The sequence below is a fragment of the Arthrobacter sp. D2-10 genome (assembly GCF_054161285.1).
On record NZ_CP096432.1, the window covers coordinates 144058 to 162622 of the forward strand.

Here is an 18565-nt window from a genome sequence, read left to right on the forward strand (position 1 = left end):
GGCGTGGCCGGCTACATTTCCAGCGGCGGCGATGTGACAAACGGCGTCCCCATTGCCGCTTCCACGTGAGCTATGGCTTGCGGAGCTAACTGTGCGTGAAGCCGACGGAAGAGTGCGTAGGCTTCGCGACCCGGCCAGTTGGCAGGTTCAAGCTCTTTCGGAAGTTCCGGGTCTCGGAAGGCAAATCGCCGCGCTTCACCGACCAAGAGGGTTCGAAGCTCGACTGCCTCGTGCCCAGGGCGCACCGCGTTCTGCTTCGGGTCGTCAAACATCTGGTAGTTGCTGATGAACCGCTCGTAGTCCTCGGCTAAGCCCTGCAAATCCCAGCACTGCTCAGCCAAGCCCCGATCATCAGTGATGGATTCCGTTCCCGACCAAAGGACAGTTATCTCTGCTTTCGGATGTCTTTGAATCAGCTGGCGAGCTGGCGCCATCCGGTCATGAGCTGCAAGCCAGACGGAAGGAGATAATTGACCGAAACCAAGCCAAGCAAGGTTCTTCCTCAAGGCATCACGAGTTGGGCGAGCGGCTTCCGGCACTTGGTACAGGACCATGGTCCAACGTCCGCCCCATGTGTCATCCTCGCGCTGGAAGATGCGCTCTCTTCCGTCCACTAGGACCTGCATCATGCTCTCGGAGAGCGTGTAGATGGTTTCCCTGCCCTCCCGACGAGTCGAGAACCAGCCTTCCTTCTTCAACCTCGACATCGTTACGCGGGTACTCGAGGCCTCGATATTGAAGATATTAAGCAATTGCGAAAGCGCGCCCAGGCGAACCTCCCCATTCGAGTAACGGAAGTAGTCTCCGAATAGGTCCAAAATAAGGGAGCGGGGTGTCGGTGCCATCGCCTTCTTTCCGGTCAACCATTGCGTCCTGGGCAGAAGTAACACTATCGCCACGACTACTTGCCGGTTGTCACTGTTGGACGGCAGGGGAACGCTTCAGCGTGCGCGCGTCGAACGCGCAGCGATGGTCAAAGACTTCTTCAGACCCTGGTTAACAACGTAGGAGGTTACGCCGATGCAGGTCCTGGTAACGCTAACCGAGTGATGAACTATTCGCACAACCTCGTGCTCAAGGAACATCCTTCGTTGCGTGCGCTGAACCGAAATGCTCATCGTCGGCTGCACATTCTGATCCCAGCGGTTCAGGGAGCGTGTTGACGTCCTACACTCGCTTCTCGAAACGGTGGCTACGAATCTATTTCTCCCTCGTCATAATCCAGTCGGCCTTTCTCAAACGGCTCCTTGCAGAGTTGAACACTGAAGCTGCTCAACTCCCGTGACTTCATCGTTCATGTTCTTAAGCAGTCACTGCGTCCTCTGGGGCGGTGGCCCTGAATGTTCACAGGTGATGAGCGAACTCGACTGACGTACGGCGCAAAGATCGTATCTCGCTTCGCTGGCGTGCACTTCACGGCAGCGATACCACCGTCGCTTCACAAGGTGCAATCGATAGACCATCGCGGTTTCCGAGACTATGAGCATGTACCACTACCCATGACGGCGCCATCTACCCTGAGGCGCTTGCAGTCACCGCCCGCCCCTGCATGCTGGCTGATCAACTGGTATTCAGCCCTTACCCCACGCGCGATAACGCCCTAGTGACCCCAAACTCAACTCGATGAGGAGTTGTCCCGACATAGTGGCGGCGAGAATCACCAAAGCACCTTCTGACTGAGGATGTGCCGGTCCTCGCCTTGACTATCAGGCCGCTTCATAGCACCGCCCGCTAATCATCACCTGAGCGTACGTTGCAGAGGCAGTGTTAAACGTGTGACCTCCGGAGGAAGCGAACGCCGGCTATGCGCTTCCCCCGGAGGCCGTTCTCTCGGGGCCGACTACGAGTCGTGCCCCTTTTAGCTCTTGAGGATTCCGTCCGCCCGCAGTTTCGCTCGCACCTCTGTGAGGTCTCGTCCTTCCAACGCGAACGCATTGAAACGCGGCTTGCGGAACGTGATCCATGCGACCGCAGCACCAATTCCTGCAACTGCTGCAAGGAGACCGTACATAAGCTGCGGTGTTGTGAGGAGTGCGGGGGTGAAGACGGCGAGTGACGCTGCAAGGATGCGAGCTACAGCGAGGACGGCGCCCTGAGTTGAGGAGCGCAGGAGGGTGGGAAATGACTCTTGCGTCCAGATTTTCATGATCGCTTCGAATGCGAACGCGATCCCGACGAGTTCCAGAACCATGTTCAGAATGAGGGTGGTGAGCGAGAACCCGAAAACGGCAGGGATGGCATAGGCCACAACGAAGGCCACGCCGCCTACGAGGAAGTAGTTCATGCGATATTTGGTGTCCGCAATTCGCATAAACCAGAGAGAAAAGAGCACCCCGACGGGGATGGACAGAAGGCCAATGATTGAGAATAGTTGCACCGACAATCCCACAACGTTGACCGCGATGTAGGCGCCGAACTGACCGGTGGTGTTCGCGGCGAGGTTGGTCAGAGCGTAGAACGCTATGAGGGCGAGAAACGGTACGAGGTAGAGGCGCTGGGAGACTACGTCTTTCAACCCGCTGCGTTCCGCTCGGACTGTGTGAGCGCCGGCGCCTTTCTCCTCCCTGGCTGTGGTCCAGACCGATGACTCCGGGATGGTCAGGCGCAGGAGAAGGACAATAAGCGCGATCACGGTGACGTGGCCGAAAATGATTTGCCCACCGAGGCGGCCCATCTCGCCGACGAAGACTCCTAGGAGCACCGCGGCCCCGATTCCTCCGAGCCAGAGTATCTGGGAGAGTCCGATGAGTTTGCCGCGGTTGTGGTCGTTAGCGGCTTCAGAGATGGTTGCCAGTGATACCGGAAGATCGGCGCCGCTGCCTAGGCCGACCATGATGCTTCCGAGGAGGAGCCATGTGAAGTCCCCGCTGAACACGAGCATTCCGGAGCCGATGATGATGACAGCCATGGTGATGATGAAGACTGACCGACGGCCGAAAAGGTCGCCGAGGCGTCCCCCGACGAGAGCACCGATGGCTATTGAGAAAGTCAAGGCCCCTGAGAGCACCCCGATCTGATTTCCTGAGAGTCCTACGGACTGCTGATACAGCACCAAGGCAGAACCTGAACCTGCTATTGCCGCCGCATCAATGTACGACGCCATGCCTGCCACGATGGCGACCCACCATGGGTTCGGAGTACGGGGCTTTGGACGGGAGGAAGTAGACACCATGTTCTCCTTCGAACAATGACGGCCGGCGGGCCGGGTGATGAAACGATTCAGACGCGATCAGCGTACGATGATTCAGACCGATAAGCAATAATAATGAACGAAGAACTTCATTTTTGAAAGCATATGGTGTCCTTTGGACACTATGTCGGGCATAATGTCACTACGCGCGCGTTGCCACCCGCAACGACCCGACCGCGCGCAGATTTGCCAGGCCGCGCGACTGAGAAGAAACGTCGAACGCGATAATCATTCGAAGGGGAATGCCATGTCTATGGAGAATCTGAAGCGTGAGTTGCGCATCCCGGGCATCGAGTACCGGCCGGAAGTGCGGTGGTGGTTGGCTGAGGGCTTTCATACGACTCCTACTCTGCGGGCAGAAGTTGCGGCCGCCTATGAACTGGGCTTTGGCGGGATGGAGTTCCTCGCTATGGACGTCGACGGAATCGATCATGCCCGTTACGGCTGGGGGTCCGAGGAGTGGGCGCGAACGTCACAGGTTGTTGTCGAAGAAACGACTAGGCGCGGTATGGCGGTCAGCTTCACCTCCGGGACAAATTGGGCGAATGCGAATCTGCCGACTATCAACCCGGAGCATCCCGCCGCATCCAAAGAGCTCAACGTCGCAGTCGAAAGAATAAGTGGCGGCCTCTCCCGCTCTGGGCCTTTGCGGCGAGTAGACCCGAATAAACCCATGGCACCGATGGTCCCGCCCGTCGAGCGTGGTCCGATCAGCGACGTGACTCTGGTCGCAGTTATCGCGGCCCCACTGGTGGGTAGCACGGAGCGGGGCGTAGTCCTGGATGCTGAACGGATCATCGATCTGACCAATTTGGTTCGCCAAGAATGCCTCGATTGGACCGCTCCCAACAGCGGTGAGTGGCAAATCTTCACCTATTGGATCCATGGAACAGGGCAGACGGCGTCTCCCTCTGCAAGCGTCAATTACGCAGTGAACTACCTCGATCCTGATGGAGTTGAGGCTGTCATAGATTACTGGGAGTCCTCAGTTCTCACGCCTGAACTTCGCCAGCAGTTAGATGCAAACCCGCGTACACAGATGTACATGGATTCTCTCGAGCTGGCCACCTTCGGGGCCGGTGGTCTTCTCTGGGGCCGTACCCTCTGCAATGAGTTCGCAGCGCGAAGAGGCTACGACGTCCGACCGTGGCTTCCGTTCCTGACCTGCACTCCCCAGTCACTGACCGGTGGGACCGTCTTTCACAACGAACCGCTGCCCGAGCAACAAGTGACTGTGGACAAGGTCCGTTTCGATCTTGTCCACACCTTTACCGATCTCTACATCGAAAACATGCTTCGACCTCTAGCCCACTTCTTGCATGAACAAGGCATCGAGCTCCGAGCAGAGATCAGCTATGGAATGCCCTTCGAACTCACCCGGCCCGGACCGGAGGTCGACGGGATCGAAACCGAATCCTTCGAGTTCGGTTCACAGATCGATGCCTACCGCTTGATGGCCGGGCCAGCACATCTATTCGGCAAGCAATACTCTTCAGAGACTGGTGCCACCACCCGAAACCATATGCTGGACCATCGCTTCTATGACCAGATCATTGCAACGCAACTCGCCGCAGGTGTCACCAAGACAGTCCTGCATGGCTTTGCTAGCACGGCCGGCGCCGAAGGGGCGACGCACTGGCCAGGGCACGAGGGTATGTGGGCGATGTTCTCTGAGCGATTCGATACCCGCCAGCCTTCCTGCGAGTTTTACCCCTTGTGGGCCTCCGCTCTCGGTCGGTACCAGCTCGTCCTTAGGCGCGGGAAGCCTCGCGTTGACATCGGAATCCTCCGCACTGATCACTTCGTTGATGCCCACTCCGGTTTGGTTTACCGCGACGATAAAGGAAACAGGCTGCTTGAAGAGGACTCCTATGGCCGCAGGTGGATGCGTGACCGACAGAACCATTGGTGGCAGGACCTTGGCATGCAGGACGCCGGGTGGACCTACGAGTTCTTCGACGGTGAGCTGCTCCTGCGGAAGGACGTGTCCTTCACCGACGGCCTCGTACAACCTGAAGGCCCTGGCTATCAGGCCCTGATTGTCTATCAGGAAGCCCTCGATCCGGACGTCGCCTCACAGCTACTACAGTGGGCACGAGATGGTCTCAGGGTCCTCATCGTGAATGGCGCGAGGGAACTCAAGGTACTCCTCACCAATGAGTACGTCATCCATGAACAAGCGGCAGCCCGCACACCAGGCCTAGATGGGCGCGACGCTGAACTGGCGAGCACGCTAAATGAGTTGCGCGGCCTTCCCAACGTTGCAGAGGTTGCTGCGCCCAGCAGCACCTTAGGGGCTCTGCGTGACCTGGGCGTAAGAGGGCGCGCAGAGTTCTTAAACGAGAACAGGAACGTCCTATCACACCTGCGCGAGGACGGGGATCTTGCCCACCTGTACCTCTACCATTTTCTATACGAAACAGGGCAACCAACTACGGTGGAAGTCGCCCTTCAGGGTGGCGGAGATGTGTACCGTGTTGATGCTTGGACTGGGCGCGTACGACCCCATGCCGAAACCAAGGCGAACGGCGCCAGGACTGTCATTACCGTGACCTTGCACCCTGGCGAAACGGCTCTCTTTACTTTGGACCGTTCGGCACCACCTGTGCAGCGGGTGGCTTCCACCAAGGTCGAGACCGTTGCGTCGTTGCTGACCTGGACCACTTCGGTTGAGAGTTGGGACGCCGGAGAGTCGACAGAAGTCCACGTCGAGGATCGGGGGCTCGGGTACGAGACCCGCGAGGTGCGCCCCACCACGGAGATCAGCCGGCTGGAGGCAGGATCTGGAGCACTGCGCCCATGGTGCGACATCCCAGAGGTTGGCCCGGAGGTATCGGGTGTGGGCGAGTACCGTGCCACCTTCACTCTCTCGGAGGCTGTGGCCCCTTCCGACCGGTACGTGCTTGACCTCGGTTCCACAGCTGGCGGTCTCGGCTCCGTGCACGTCAACGACGGCATGGTCACGGGATTCGACACTTCTCACCCTGTCGTTGACGTCAGCGCCGATGTGCGATCTGGTCAGAACACGGTAGTGATCCGCGTTGCCAGTTCCCTCAACAATCGCCTCATCGCCCGCGGCTACTACGACTCGGTGTTGGATCTCGCCTCCTTAATCGGTGAGCATCAGCCGGCACCACCGCCCGTGGGTGTGCGAGCTCATGGGCTCCTGGGACCGGTGCATCTTATCCGCGAGCGAGGTTGAGTATTCCTCTCGCTACTGGGGATGAATGCCTGCCAGTAGAACGCAACCCGTACGGTAGAAGTGCAAGGTAAGCAACAAACAAGGAAGTCGAGGCGGCAGTGACAGATACTCAAGTGCGGGAACTTGCCCACGGGGACTACACCCCGGCTGGCGGACTTGATCCGCTGAACCTTGTCGTGTCGATTTCCTCCATCATCCACCACGCGGACAGCCTGGCAGTCAGACGACGGGTGATGTCAGCTGTTCGGTTTCCCGCCGAGGACGTCCCGATGTTCCTCGTGGTCAATCAGCTGTCCTATCACGGTGCTATGCGGCCCAGCGATGTGGCGGACATGCTCAACACCTCACGGGCGAATCTCACTAAGATCACGCATCGCTTGGTTGGCCTAGGGCTCGTTGTGCGACACCCCGACCCGCATGATGCGCGTAGCGCTCTTCTAGCTCTCACGACTGAGGGACGTGAGATAGGTGAACGGATCATCGCGCATAATCAACGTTTCCTCGATGAACTGCTCGCTGACTGGAGCGAGGAAGAAGTTGCGACGCTGAAGCGGATGCTGGCCAGACTCGCCCGCCAATGGTCTGCCCCTCCCCTGCTGCGGTCCCAGGCCGCGCTCCCTGCGCGCCTTATCGCCGGGAAGTAGTCCGCCACCGCTTCTTTGCACGACGAGAGAGGACAGGGACTACCGCGAAGGTAGTTCCTGTCCTCTCGCAAGGGACCTTTACTCTGACACGGCCAATTCCTCGGAGCGCCCACCGATCTGTATGGCCACGACGATGAGTACGAGCACGAGCAGACTTGCCGAAAGGCCGTCGAAGGCGACCATCGCGAGGACGGGCCCGGCGAGGGCGCCGCCGACTGCACCAGCGGTGTTCATCAACGCATCGGATAGACCCTGGACCTGCGGACGCTGCCCGAGGGGTACCGACTGGGTCAGCAGAGTCGAACCGGCAACGGTGGAAGCGGACCAGCCGACCCCTAGGAGGATTAGGCTGACGGTGACGCCGGTCATCGAATCCGCCGCGAGAAGCCCAACGATGAGGGCCGCCGCAAGCAGCATTTGGCCCAACAGGACGACGGCCCGTCCACCCCAGCGGTCCGTGAACCAGCCGAACAAGGGTGCCAGCGCATACATCCCCGCCAGGTGCAAGCTGATGGTGACGCCGACAAGGGTGAGAGTGGACCCGTGTCCGGTCATGTGAACCGGGGTCATGCCCATCAACGCGACCATGACAGCGTGCGATAAGGCGATCGTGGCAGTAGCCCGTCGAGCCAACGGGTTGGCTCGAAGGATCGACATCCCTCCAGCGGGACGCACTTCCGGAATCGCGGCTTGGGTTATGGGACTACCCGCTGCGGTCAGCAACGGGTCGGGGCGGAGACTGATCAGGTACACGGCGATGCCGGCGATTTGGGCCAGGACACTGATCGCGAAGCCTCCCGTCATGGAGGGAAGCCCTACCCACGCACCCAACGCCTCACCGGGCTCGAAGAGGTTTGGCCCGAGTACCACACCGAAGGTTGTGGACCACACCACGAGCGAGAGATCCCGCCCTCGAGTCGAATCCGCAGCGAGGTCGGTCGCGGCGAACCGGGCCTGCAGGTTCAGAGCTGCCGCAGCCCCCATCAAGGTCAGCCCGATCAGGATGAGCGGGAAGTTCGAGAGGAAGGCTGCGGCGATGACCAGCAGGCCGCCAAGGGTCGCGACCGCCGCGCCAGTGGAGAGCGAGATGCGCCGGCCCCTCGCACTGGCGAGCCGGGCTAGCGGAATGGCAAACAGAGCAGCGCCGAGAGTTCCGGTGGTCGCTGCCATCCCTGACCAGGCCTCGGACCCCGATACCTGGACGATGAGCAGCGCGCCGAGGCTTAGAGTTGCGCCCGTTCCGATGCCGCCGAGTATCTGACCGACGGACAGTGCGGTCACGACCCTGCGCTGAAGTTTGCGTGTGTCGGCCCTATGGGTGTCGGCCCGCACCTGAAGGGTTGCTTGGCTCATCAGAAAATCATCTGCTCTCCGTCAGCCGGTACGTGGACCAGGTCGGAGATTCCGTTCTCTGCTGCGAGGTCACGCACCTGCGCACGGGTGACGACGCAGTGATTGAGAGCTTCCATGTGCACGGCGATAATCTGCGCGGTGGGAAGCGCTTCGTGGACCCGAAGGACATCCTCTGCGCCCATGATGATCGCGTCCCCCCCAATCCAGGTCGCCTCACCGGTATTGAGGACAACGAGGTCGGGCTTGTGCTCATCTAGGGCCGTCACTACACCCTGGTGCCAGACCGTGTCGCCAGCGACATAGATGGAAGGCTCACCGGGTGATTCCAGGACGAAGCCGCTGACCGATCCCATGCCTGGGTTCTCGGCCATGAACTCATCCGATCCGTGCTGACCGTCAGTGCGGGTGACAGTTACTTTGCCGAGCGTGACCGGTGAATCCATGACAATGGCGTTGATGAAACCGATGTCTGCGAGCATGTGCGCATCGCTGCCGTTTTGCACGACGATGGGAACCTCACGGGGAAGCAGCGACGCAGCAGCCTCATCCCAGTGGTCAGGATGCGAATGCGTCACTATCACCGCATCGACGGACAGGAGCTCCGCCAGCGGCGTCTTCAGATCCACCAACGGGTTGCGGTTCTTATTCTCGACGATGGTCGGTGCCGCCATACTGGAACCTTTAGCGCCCAGCATGGGGTCAACGAGTATGCGCATTCCTGCCGTCTCAACGAGCATGGTGGCATTGCGGACGTGGGTGATTTTCACAGGTTCCCTCTCGGATGGGGTTACCTTCATACCGTTTCTCACGGGAAGGTGTCGTATGTTCCATGAGAGACTGTATCCTCTTCTCATGGATAGCGCAAACATGTACCATGAGAACATGCCTTCGCCGCTTCCAATCGCCGACCTGATGCCCCCTGCCCCCGGGGAGAAAGCTCATTCATCCCTGGCCCTGGCAAACAGTTCGGGCCGAAGGGACGACCCGGAAGAGGGGGATCTCTTGATCGCCCCCGAGCGGGCGACGCGGTGGATGATTGAGCAGGGCCTCACCGCCTCTGACGTGCAGTTGTACGACTATTGCAGCAACCGTCTTCGGGATTTCCGGCACTCGGTGCGAGAGGTTCTCGGTGCAGCCGCAAACGGAATATCACCTGATGTTCATGCGATAGCCGCCATCAACGCCGCCATGACTCAGGTCCCCTCCGTCACCCTGCTCCGATGGGCATCAGCTGATGGCTTTTACGGTCAACAGAAATACGCGGAAACGCAGGCCGTCGAACACGCATTGTCTGCGATCGCGACAGACGTGGTGGACGTCCTGACAGGTGATGAAAAACAACTACTCGCGCAATGTGCGGACCCCTCATGCGGCCGTTTCCTACTACGAACTCACCCACGCCGGCAATGGTGCTCGAATCGTTGCGGAGACAGGGTGCGGGCAGCTCGGGCATACGCTAAAAGGACTCTAAGTCCAATCGCCTTGGTACAAAGCGACTAGCACAGATGCTTGGCTCAGGCGTCCGACGAAGAGTACACAAAGCTCAGCCTGCAACCACTGACAGCCCTCACTTATGCTCTCGTGGGCAGGCAGAAGCCGTTCTAACATCGCTCGCCGGTGGACCCACGCCAGACCGGATGGATTCTCGGCGTAGCATAGTCAAGTTGTGCCTCCTTGAACAACTTCTCCTTCTAGCACTCCCCGCTCATCAAATACCTCGGGCCCAAGGCCACCTGCAACGGAATCGGCAAGCATCTCAACGAAGTCGGCCCTCCAGTAAGCTATCGTCGTTAGTCGCGGGGAGACTTGCGTGGCAATGGGAGTGTCATCCATTCCTATGAAACCTAGATCACCGGGAACGTCGCGGCCGAGCGCGTGGGCCGCTCCTAGCGCGGCGGCTGCTGTGTCGTCGTTGTAGCAGGCTACGCCGGTGCTGTGAGGAAGGGCGGTGAGAGCCCGTAGATCAGCGTCCGCACGCAGCTCCAGCGAAAGAACCTGCATCTGAGGTAATCCGGCGTCCCGACACGCTTCCCGCGCGCCGCTTTCTCGTGCTCGCATCATCACGTCGTTCTGAGCTTCTGCAAGCCGAGCGTATGCGATGTCTGTATAACCTCGCCCCAGCAAATGCTCCACCTGGATGCGGCCAACCCGCCACTGCGAACCCCCGGAGCCGGATACGGCACCCGCAAAATCGTATACGTGCACCCCGGAGTTCTCGAGCACCCTGCGCTCCGCGTGTGTGAGCTCAGCGAGGGCGAGAAAGGTGCGGGGGCGAAGCGAACGCACTATCGAACTGAACGAGTCAAGAGAAGGCGAAGATGCGCGAAAGAGCAGAGACAGCCCCCGTGCCGCCAATGCATCCGTGAGGCCGGCCATCTCCGTCCCCATCAAGCCGTTAGGGGCAGACGGCAATGAAGCAATGACCAAGTCGCTTTCGCCACGCACCAAACTACGTCCGGCAGCCTGCGGCACGTAGCCAAGATCACGGACCGCATTACGCACGGCTAATTGCACCGGTCCGCTGAAGCGGTCGGCATGCCCATTGAGGATGTAGCTGACAGTGGAGCGGGACACTCCAGCCCGCCTCGCTACATCCTCGCTCGTAACCATTCCGCGTTCGGCTCCTTCTCCCTCTTAAACCAAGGCCTAAACTTCTGACCGCTCGACTTTTGCAGTGCAGTCATACTACAGTCTCTGTTCACGCGTGTGATTCACACGTGTGAATTCAGATTAAGGAGTACTCAATGACGAGTCGCAAGCCCATTACGGTCCCACTGGACGTGACGGAGCCAGCTGTCCGACTTATTACTGAAGATGCTGCATCTCCGGTGGAACCGACATCGATAGGGAGATGGCTATGGGTCGTGTATCCGCTGGCGATGGCTGCCATAAATGTCGTGTGGGGAGGGGTGATGCAGGTGCTCCTCGGCAAGCAGATATCCGCATTGATTCCAGGAGCAACGGCGTCCGCTGCTGCTCTGGGAACGGTGACCGCAATCGCTGCAGTTTCCAGCGTCTTCTCCCAACCCATAATGGGCCGACTCTCGGATCGGACCAGGACGCGTTTCCTAGGGCGCCGCAATGCGTGGATCTTCGGAGGCGCGATCGTGGGCGCGATCGGACTTGTCCTCCAATCGCAGCTAGAGTCGGTAGCCGCTCTCGCCATTGTGTGGGCAGTGCTGATGTGGCCGCTCAACGGCGTGCAGGCAGGTCTCGCCGCAGTGCTGCCTGAGAGGGTGCCTGTGCGGCTACGTGGAAGCATGTCCGGTATCGTCGGCGCCACGACGATGGTCGGCCTGTACGCAGGAGTGGCACTCGCTGGTCTGTCCGAGGGCATCTTTTGGGGTTACCTATTGGTGGCGGCGGCGTTTCTGGTTATTGCACTACTGTTCTCGCTGACGACACGCGATGAGTCACTGCCATCGGTGGCGCCGGAAGAAGGACGCTCCACAAGGAAACTGCCAAGCTTCCGCGGGTCACCCGACTACTGGTTGGCGTTCACGATTCGCTTCCTTCTCATGTTCGCTTACTTCGTCATCACGAGCTTCCAGCTCTTTATCCTCCGAGACCACGTCGGCATCTCCGATATTGACGACGCTGCTAGCACCCTTGTGGCTATTTCCGGTGTAGCCACTATTCTCGGACTCGTCTGCTCGGTGGTTGGCGGTTGGCTTGCGGACAAGCTGGGGAGGCTAAGGTTCTTTGTCGCCCTCAGTACCGCGATGTTCGTTCCGGCCGGGTTCATCTACTGGTTCGTCCCGAGTATCACCGGAGCTTGGGTTGCCGCAGGTGTTCTTGGCGCCGGGTTCGGGTTGTACGTAGCGGTGGACGCTGCCCTCATCAGTCGCGTGCTACCGAACCTGCGCAACGCTGGCCGTGATCTGGGGATCATGAACATTGCAAACGCCGGACCCCAAATAATCGGGCCAGCGGTGGCCGGTGCGGTTGTTGGCATGACGGGCTCCTACACCGTCGTCTTTGTCGCAGTTATCGCGAGCGCGACTCTCGCCGCGATCAGTGTTTGGTTCATTAGAACAGTGAGATGAGCGGCAGCGGCCACGTCGTCACGGCCAGGCCGCGCCCAAATTTCAGCCCTATCAACCCTCTTCCCAGGAGTCATCGCGATGATCCGAGCCCCCTTCAATGACAACTGGACATTCGCCCCCAAGGTGTCCATCTTCGAGGATCTGCGTGGTGGCGAAGACCGAACGACCGTGACCTTGCCGCACGATGCGATGCTTTCCGGAGGGCGCGGGCCAGGTGCTGCCGGTGGCGCGCATACGGGATACTTCCATTCCGGGGCGTGGCAGTACGAAAAGACCCTCGATGTTCCGGCGGCATGGGGTAACCGGCGCGTGGCACTGGAGTTTGAGGGGGTCTACCGAGACGCGATGGTATATATCAACGGTGAGCTCGCCGCCCAATGGGCGAACGGGTATTCCGTCTTTCATGTAGCGATGGACCCCTTTCTGCGGTACGGGGAGTCAAATAGTGTGCGCGTCGAAGCGCAGGCGAACGAGGACTCTCGTTGGTATAGCGGGGCGGGGATCCATCGTCCCGTACATCTGCTGCTCGGTGGTCTCGTCCACATTCCTCCGACGGGCTTCAAGGTGACCACTCCGCAGGTCGAGCCTGGCTTAGCTGCCGCCACCACAGTGACGGAAATCGTCAACGCCGATACCAGCACGAGCAAGGTGCGTGCGTTCCTAACGATTCACGATCCCGCTGGCGCCGTAGTTGCCACAGATGAGGCCACCGTGACAGTGCGGGCCGGCGAGAGTGTCGTTCTCCGCCAGAAAGCATTCCTTCAAAGTCCCTCTCTCTGGGAGCCGAACTCCCCGCATCTGTACACCGCGGCCGTCTCGCTGTCCGACGAGATGGGGCAGTGCGACGAAGCATCGGTACGTTTCGGGATCCGATCGGTCACTGTGGACCCATACCATGGGCTGCGGATTAATGGACGCGGCCTAAAGCTGCGCGGAGCCTGCATCCATCACGACAACGGGATCCTTGGATCTAGCGGATTCAAGGCCGCGGAAGAGCGCAGGGTGAGGCGCCTAAAAGAAGCGGGCTTCAACGCTATACGTTCTGCACACAATCCTATGAGTGTTGCGATGCTCGATGCGTGCGACGAACAGGGCATGCTTGTCATGGACGAGGCCTTCGATGTGTGGACGCAGAGCAAGACCAACGACGACTACTCACGTCGCTTCTCGCAGTGGTGGGAGAAAGACATCGATGCGCTCGTCGCCAAAGACTTCAACCACCCGAGCGTGATCCTTTACTCGACAGGAAATGAGATACCCGAGCTTGGCACTCCTCATGGAGCGCGATGGGGTCGACTGCTCGCCGAACGTATTCGTTCTCAGGACAGCACCCGGCCCATCACCAACGGTATCAACGGCTCCATGCTCGTCGCAGATAAACTCGAAGAGATCGCTGCTGAGACCGAGGATGACAGCATCGAATTTGGAGGGGGGTTCAACGCCGTCCTTGGTCTCGACTCGATGATGAACGCGGCGATGCGTCTGCCAGAAGTCGGTAAACGTATGGCCGAACCGGCGTCAGTCCTTGATGTCGTCGGCCTCAATTACGGTGATGTGCGGTACACAATGGACCGAGACGCGTTTCCCAATCGAGTAATCGTCGGGGCCGAGACCTTCCCGACCCAGATCGATAAGCTGTGGAAGCTCGTTTCCGACAACCAACACGTCATCGGTGACTTTACCTGGACCGGCTGGGACTACCTCGGGGAGGCTGGTATCGGCAGGCCCCGGTACGCAGGTGACACCGCCCTGTCCGCCGAGTACCCCTGGCTCACCGCTGGATGTGGGGACATAGATCTCATCGGAGAGCGGCGTCCCATCTCCTATTACAGGGAGATCGTTTTCGGCCTACGCGACCAGCCTTTTCTCTCCATCCAGCGCCCCGAACATCGTGACTCACCCGCTGTTGCAACGGCATGGAGCTGGACGGACTCCGCAGCTAGCTGGACATGGGATCTGGCGCTGGGTACACCTGTCGTAGTTGAGGCCTATGCAAACGCAGAGGAAGTTGCTTTTGTACTGAACGGCGTTGAAGTAACTCGCTCACGCGTGGGAGTAGATCGGTCGTTCCTCGCTACAGCCGAGATCCCATACGAGCGGGGCACCCTCGAAGCGGTGGCTCTGGTACGCGAGCAGGAAGTCGGTCGCTGTCAGCTAGTGACTGCTTCCGACCCGGTGCGTGTTGAGCTGTCGGTCGAGCAAGGGGCCTCCGACCTCGTGTTTGTTGGCATCGCTGTCGTTGACGGCGAAGGACGAACGAACCCGCTCTCAGAGGTACCGGTGACGGTGGACGTCACCGGGCCGGCCCGTCTTCAGGCTTTGGGGTCGGCGCGGCCCAACGCCGACGGGGAGTTTCTGTCATCCTCGTGTGTAACTTACGAAGGTCGAGCCCTCGCGGCCGTGCGGCCCAATGGGTCCGGTACTGTCGGTGTTCGCGCTCACATATCAGGCCTTCAACCGCATGAAATCTCCTACACCGTCTAACGGTTGGGTGAAAAAGCACGTTTACCTACTGGCAGTGTCTCACCAGACCTTTGGGTCGACGAGCAGAACCGCATGATCCGTCCGCGGATCAGGCGCTGAGAACTAAGATCCGCGTAGGGTAATCAACTGAAGACGACGGTACCGCCCCGTTGTTGCCGCTTTGCGTCCGCGCACACCCCGCGCCTGCACTCGGACGGAATTTTCCAAACATGCCCAGAGGCTCGTCTTTCTACCCCAGCCCGACTTCACGTCCTCTAGCCGCGCTTTGGATGGCTCGCCTTTTCCCCTGTACGAGCTTGTGCCCATTCATAACGCTTTCCCGCGGGTGGGTGGCTTGGTCTCGGTCTGCGGCGAGGACGGCGGTGACGGCATCCTTTCCTTCCTCCGTGTGCCCGAAGGTGCCCATGAGACGCTCTGCAAGTTGTGAGCGGCGGTCATCGGAGTCCCACCGGCCCTCGGCTTCCTCTGCAGCATCCCGTGTGTCGAAGTCGCTCTGCAGGTCTCCCCGAGCGATGGCTGCTGATACCCCTTCGGCTTGAGTGAACTTCTGCTGGGTTTCCTGCTTCTCAAATCTTCTCCCCTGGGTCTGATCCCCTTCGATGTCCGGTGATACTGCGTACCTATCGAGGAAGTCCTCAGGAGTGAGGTGGTATCGATCCTTAACTTCATCATGCATGTGCTCAAGTGACAGTCGTGCCATGTCATCGAAGGGTTCCCACTGCTGCGCGAGGGCGTAGTGGGTGGCGATATCCAAGGGCTGCGCGGATTCCCAAAACTGTATTTGGTGTACAGCGGCGAGCTGGGTTCGCATCACTGCGCGTTCGGCTTCGAAGCGTTCCTGGAGCTGGCGGCGCTCGGCCTCTGCTGCACGTTGGAGTTCCTGCTGCCGTTCGGCCCGCTGGCGGGCGAGCATCTCCCCGAGCCTCCCCGCTACAGCTAGTGCGGCTTGTGCTTGAGCGCGTAGCAGGTCGTTGGCTCCATCTGGTGCGTGATCCACGATTATCTCCCCATTCCTTGTTCGTGTGCGGTTTGTTGTTCTTGCTGGCGTTGCCGTGCCGCGTATCCATCCACCTCGGTCAGGTCTTTCACCTGTCGATTGGGTCCATCATGTGCCGGCTGCAACTTCGGTTCGGGAACGTCCGGCAGGGGTGCTGCGACGGCGGCCAGCTGGTTCCGGATCGTTTGGGTCAAGACGGTTGCTTCGCGAAGTTCCCTGCCGGCTTCGTGCATAGCGCGGATGGCGCCGAATGTGCGAAGTATCTGCTGCATGATCAGAGCCTGGGCCACCGGAGAAGGTGCCGTGGTGGCGGCCAGGAGGAAGGCGGTGGTGCCGGCCATACGCAGGGGCGGGTCAACCGGCTCGGTGATCTTCATGCCACTTCGGTGAGCGGAGCGGGCCATCGCCCGCGCTGCTTGCGCCAAAGGCCCGGGAGTTGGTTCGGTTGCCCTGGACCATGCGCCGAGCAGACCGGAGGTCTCGCGTGCCACATGCGCCCAGGTTTGGTGATCGTCCGGGGCGACTTTCGTCATCGCTCGACGTGCCTCCGCCAACTGCAAGGCGAACTTCCGTGCCAGGTCCTCATCGAACGCTCTTCCTGCAGCTGAGGTCGCTGGAGAGCCTTGTTTCATGTCCGGGGCGTCCGGGTTCGCGATCCTGTGGTGACGCTTGGCAGCCCACCATTCCTCGGCGGCTTCCTGTGCCTGCTGCGGCATATCCGGCCAACCTGTCCGCAGGGCAGGGAGGGTGAGGTCCTTGGCGAGTTTGCCTCCACCGAACCAGATCGGACGCATTCCCTTCGGGGGCCGCTCGGCGACCGCGTAACCGGTGACAACACTTCGCCCGCCGTCAGCGAAACGGGCGCTGACCAGCAAACCACTACGGCGCAGGCGACGGACGAACTCCGCCTCATGCTGTGAAGCGACGGCACTCGAACGAACCACGCGCTCCATCCGGAAGCGTGCCGGCTCCTGCCCGCGGCCGGCTGTCTGCTCTGCAGGCTTGAACCCACGCTCGGCGTACTGCCCCAGCTCCAATAACCCGTACTTCTTCTCGATGCCACGGGCTGCTCGCTGGGCCTTCGGCCAGTCGGCTCCGTCGTGCCACTTCGTGCCATCCGATCGGACACGGGAGGCCACGATATGGATGTGGTCATTCCCGGCGATGCTCTTGCCATGGTGCACGGCGACCCACTGCGCCGGCGCCTTGCCACTTGTCTCGGTGAAGCCCATTTCATCCATGAATTTCTGGGCGATGTCAGCCCACTGCTGCTCGGTCACCGGACGTTCATCGGCACGCAGCGACAACGAGCAATGCCACACATGGTTCGGGATCTCCATGTCGAACGTCCGCCGGTTTAGGTCCAGTTCCTTGGCGACCATGACGGCCGAGCTCTCATCCAGCTGCACATCATCGAACCACGCCATGATCGTCGGACTGCCGTTGACCAAGTGTGGATCGGTGTGCTCATTGAGCTTGCCGGGGCCAACCAGATACTTCATCAGCCCGACGGGGCGGTCACCCTTGGTGATGTTCGGGATCACGGCTTCAGTTCCTCAAGCACATCAACGATCTTCGCCATCACCTCGCGGGCTTCCTGCACCGCGGCCCGGCCATTCGAAGCCATCTCCCCCGTCGTGTTCTGATGCCGTGCAACCTGATTGATGTTGTTCGCCGCAGTGGCAACCAGGTACCGGATCTCAAGCAAGGTCGCGAGCTCCTGCTTGCGCAGCTGCAGGGAAGCAGGGTCACCAGTACCAAGGGCAGCGTCCACCAGAATCGCTGACGGGGACAACCCGGTTTGCGCCTCCAGTTTCAACAGCCTGGCACGCTCCATCTCCGACATGGAAACACGCACGTACTGGGTCTTTCCCTCAATGCGCTTGCGCCGTGACGACCACACACGACGGGCTGGCTTGCCAGCGACGTCACGTTCGCCGGTCTCGTCATTCTCAGCCATGCCCGTCCCCATCCTTCCGGCCTAGCGCAGCGCCCCTCCCCGGAGGCGCCACACCTCAGTGTGCCATCGCCCAGCCGCAGGCGCCAGCGCGAAACGATGTTTATGGCACATAAACGCATAGCTTGCTCCGCCGGTCGGACCGTCTGCTCGTCCCTTCACGGATGAATGTCTGGCGGATCTTCAAGATTCTGAGGAGGCGCTCCGCGCCATGTGAAATGCACGGCTGCGCCGTTCCGTTTCGGCTGGTGAACCTACTGTCCGCCCTTCTCTTGGCAAGTCTCCACCGGCGGCTTTCGCGGCATATCCTCGCTCGCTTCGCTCCCTCCGGTATTCCACGGTCCCCCGACTCCAACTTGCCAATTCACTTCGCGGCCAAGTGATGACGGCGTGGCCGAAAGGAACGGTGACCAAGGATGAAAGCGGGACAAGCAATGTATGGGTTAGTGACACCACGTGAGGTGGCTGAGAAGCACGGGGTCAGTATTGCGGAGCTGGCATCCTGGAGGCGGCGAGAGGTGGGTCCCCCGTTCTACAACTTCGGACGCAACGCGATCCGCTACGACATGGCCGACGTCGACGAGTGGTTCAACGATCTAGGCAACGCGTACCTACACCACTCTTCCCCAACCGAAGAAGCACACCTATGTCCGGCATAGCCAGCCACCAAAACCTTCAGAGATAGGGTTAGA

At 60.1% G+C, this 18565-nt stretch carries 14 protein-coding genes; 6 read left to right on the forward strand and 8 right to left on the reverse strand.

Annotation, left to right across the window (positions count from 1 at the left end):
* Nucleotides 1–11: 11 nt before the first annotated feature.
* Both M1D74_RS17560 and M1D74_RS17565 read right to left on the reverse strand, forming a co-directional pair.
* Nucleotides 12–863: a PaaX family transcriptional regulator gene (locus M1D74_RS17560; protein ID WP_458117250.1), complete on the reverse strand. Its 852-nt coding sequence runs from the start codon at nucleotides 861–863 to the stop codon at nucleotides 12–14.
* Between the two features lie 995 nt (nucleotides 864–1858).
* Nucleotides 1859–3172 (reverse strand): MFS transporter, encoded by a 1314-nt coding sequence (locus M1D74_RS17565; RefSeq protein ID WP_458117251.1) that lies wholly within the window; start codon nucleotides 3170–3172, stop codon nucleotides 1859–1861.
* A gap of 265 nt (nucleotides 3173–3437) precedes the next feature.
* On the opposite strand from M1D74_RS17565, the gene M1D74_RS17570 reads away from it, so the two are divergent.
* Nucleotides 3438–6392 (forward strand): glycosyl hydrolase, encoded by a 2955-nt coding sequence (locus M1D74_RS17570; RefSeq protein WP_458117252.1) that lies wholly within the window; start codon nucleotides 3438–3440, stop codon nucleotides 6390–6392.
* 98 nt (nucleotides 6393–6490) lie between these two features.
* A complete protein-coding gene (locus M1D74_RS17575; protein WP_458117253.1) occupies nucleotides 6491–7036 on the forward strand; it encodes a MarR family winged helix-turn-helix transcriptional regulator in 546 nt (181 codons plus the stop codon).
* Nucleotides 7037–7114: 78 nt separating this feature from the next.
* Here M1D74_RS17575 and M1D74_RS17580 read toward each other — a convergent pair whose 3' ends face one another.
* Both M1D74_RS17580 and M1D74_RS17585 read right to left on the reverse strand, forming a co-directional pair.
* Nucleotides 7115–8389, reverse strand: coding sequence for an MFS transporter (locus M1D74_RS17580; protein ID WP_458117254.1), 1275 nt, complete (start codon nucleotides 8387–8389; stop codon nucleotides 7115–7117).
* A complete protein-coding gene (locus tag M1D74_RS17585; protein ID WP_458117255.1) occupies nucleotides 8389–9156 on the reverse strand; it encodes an MBL fold metallo-hydrolase in 768 nt (255 codons plus the stop codon). The genes M1D74_RS17580 and M1D74_RS17585 overlap by 1 nt, the downstream gene beginning before the upstream one ends.
* Nucleotides 9157–9301: 145 nt before the next feature.
* Between M1D74_RS17585 and M1D74_RS17590 the strand changes: the two genes are divergently transcribed.
* Nucleotides 9302–9889 carry an ABATE domain-containing protein gene (locus tag M1D74_RS17590; protein WP_458117371.1) on the forward strand — a complete coding sequence of 196 codons (588 nt, stop codon included), beginning with the start codon at nucleotides 9302–9304 and terminating at the stop codon, nucleotides 9887–9889.
* A gap of 159 nt (nucleotides 9890–10048) precedes the next feature.
* On the opposite strand, the gene M1D74_RS17595 is transcribed toward M1D74_RS17590, so the two are convergent.
* Complete coding sequence (locus M1D74_RS17595) at nucleotides 10049–10999, reverse strand: LacI family DNA-binding transcriptional regulator (protein WP_458117256.1); 951 nt, start codon at nucleotides 10997–10999, stop codon at nucleotides 10049–10051.
* Between the two features lie 134 nt (nucleotides 11000–11133).
* Between M1D74_RS17595 and M1D74_RS17600 the strand changes: the two genes are divergently transcribed.
* Together M1D74_RS17600 and M1D74_RS17605 are read left to right on the forward strand one after the other, a co-directional pair.
* On the forward strand, nucleotides 11134–12435 hold the full coding sequence (locus tag M1D74_RS17600) for an MFS transporter (RefSeq protein WP_458117257.1): 1302 nt from the start codon (nucleotides 11134–11136) through the stop codon (nucleotides 12433–12435).
* A 78-nt stretch (nucleotides 12436–12513) separates the two neighbouring features.
* Nucleotides 12514–14919 (forward strand): glycoside hydrolase family 2 TIM barrel-domain containing protein, encoded by a 2406-nt coding sequence (locus M1D74_RS17605; protein WP_458117258.1) that lies wholly within the window; start codon nucleotides 12514–12516, stop codon nucleotides 14917–14919.
* A 229-nt stretch (nucleotides 14920–15148) separates the two neighbouring features.
* Here the strand turns inward: M1D74_RS17605 and M1D74_RS17610 are convergent, their stop codons facing one another.
* Genes M1D74_RS17610 through M1D74_RS17620 form a run of 3 tightly spaced genes read right to left on the reverse strand, consistent with a single transcriptional unit; the run spans nucleotide 15149 to nucleotide 17876 of the window.
* Nucleotides 15149–15916 (reverse strand): hypothetical protein, encoded by a 768-nt coding sequence (locus tag M1D74_RS17610; RefSeq protein WP_458117259.1) that lies wholly within the window; start codon nucleotides 15914–15916, stop codon nucleotides 15149–15151.
* A 2-nt stretch (nucleotides 15917–15918) separates the two neighbouring features.
* A complete protein-coding gene (locus tag M1D74_RS17615; RefSeq protein WP_458117260.1) occupies nucleotides 15919–17460 on the reverse strand; it encodes a relaxase/mobilization nuclease domain-containing protein in 1542 nt (513 codons plus the stop codon).
* Nucleotides 17457–17876: a plasmid mobilization relaxosome protein MobC gene (locus M1D74_RS17620; protein ID WP_458117261.1), complete on the reverse strand. Its 420-nt coding sequence runs from the start codon at nucleotides 17874–17876 to the stop codon at nucleotides 17457–17459. The genes M1D74_RS17615 and M1D74_RS17620 overlap by 4 nt, the downstream gene beginning before the upstream one ends.
* A gap of 443 nt (nucleotides 17877–18319) precedes the next feature.
* Here M1D74_RS17620 and M1D74_RS17625 point away from each other — a divergent pair, with 443 nt between their 5' ends.
* Entirely contained in the window at nucleotides 18320–18532 is a 213-nt protein-coding gene (locus tag M1D74_RS17625) for a helix-turn-helix transcriptional regulator (RefSeq protein ID WP_458117262.1), read from the forward strand.
* The last annotated feature ends 33 nt before the right edge of the window (nucleotides 18533–18565 follow it).

Coding starts and splice junctions, on each gene's coding strand:
- M1D74_RS17565 (WP_458117251.1), bottom strand. CDS start 3,172: ATGGTGTCTACTTCCTCCCGTCCAAAGCCCCGTACTCCGAACCCATGG.
- M1D74_RS17570 (WP_458117252.1), top strand. CDS start 3,438: ATGTCTATGGAGAATCTGAAGCGTGAGTTGCGCATCCCGGGCATCGAG.
- M1D74_RS17580 (WP_458117254.1), bottom strand. CDS start 8,389: ATGAGCCAAGCAACCCTTCAGGTGCGGGCCGACACCCATAGGGCCGAC.
- M1D74_RS17590 (WP_458117371.1), top strand. CDS start 9,302: ATGCCCCCTGCCCCCGGGGAGAAAGCTCATTCATCCCTGGCCCTGGCA.
- M1D74_RS17595 (WP_458117256.1), bottom strand. CDS start 10,999: ATGGTTACGAGCGAGGATGTAGCGAGGCGGGCTGGAGTGTCCCGCTCC.
- M1D74_RS17600 (WP_458117257.1), top strand. CDS start 11,134: ATGACGAGTCGCAAGCCCATTACGGTCCCACTGGACGTGACGGAGCCA.
- M1D74_RS17605 (WP_458117258.1), top strand. CDS start 12,514: ATGATCCGAGCCCCCTTCAATGACAACTGGACATTCGCCCCCAAGGTG.
- M1D74_RS17620 (WP_458117261.1), bottom strand. CDS start 17,876: ATGGCTGAGAATGACGAGACCGGCGAACGTGACGTCGCTGGCAAGCCA.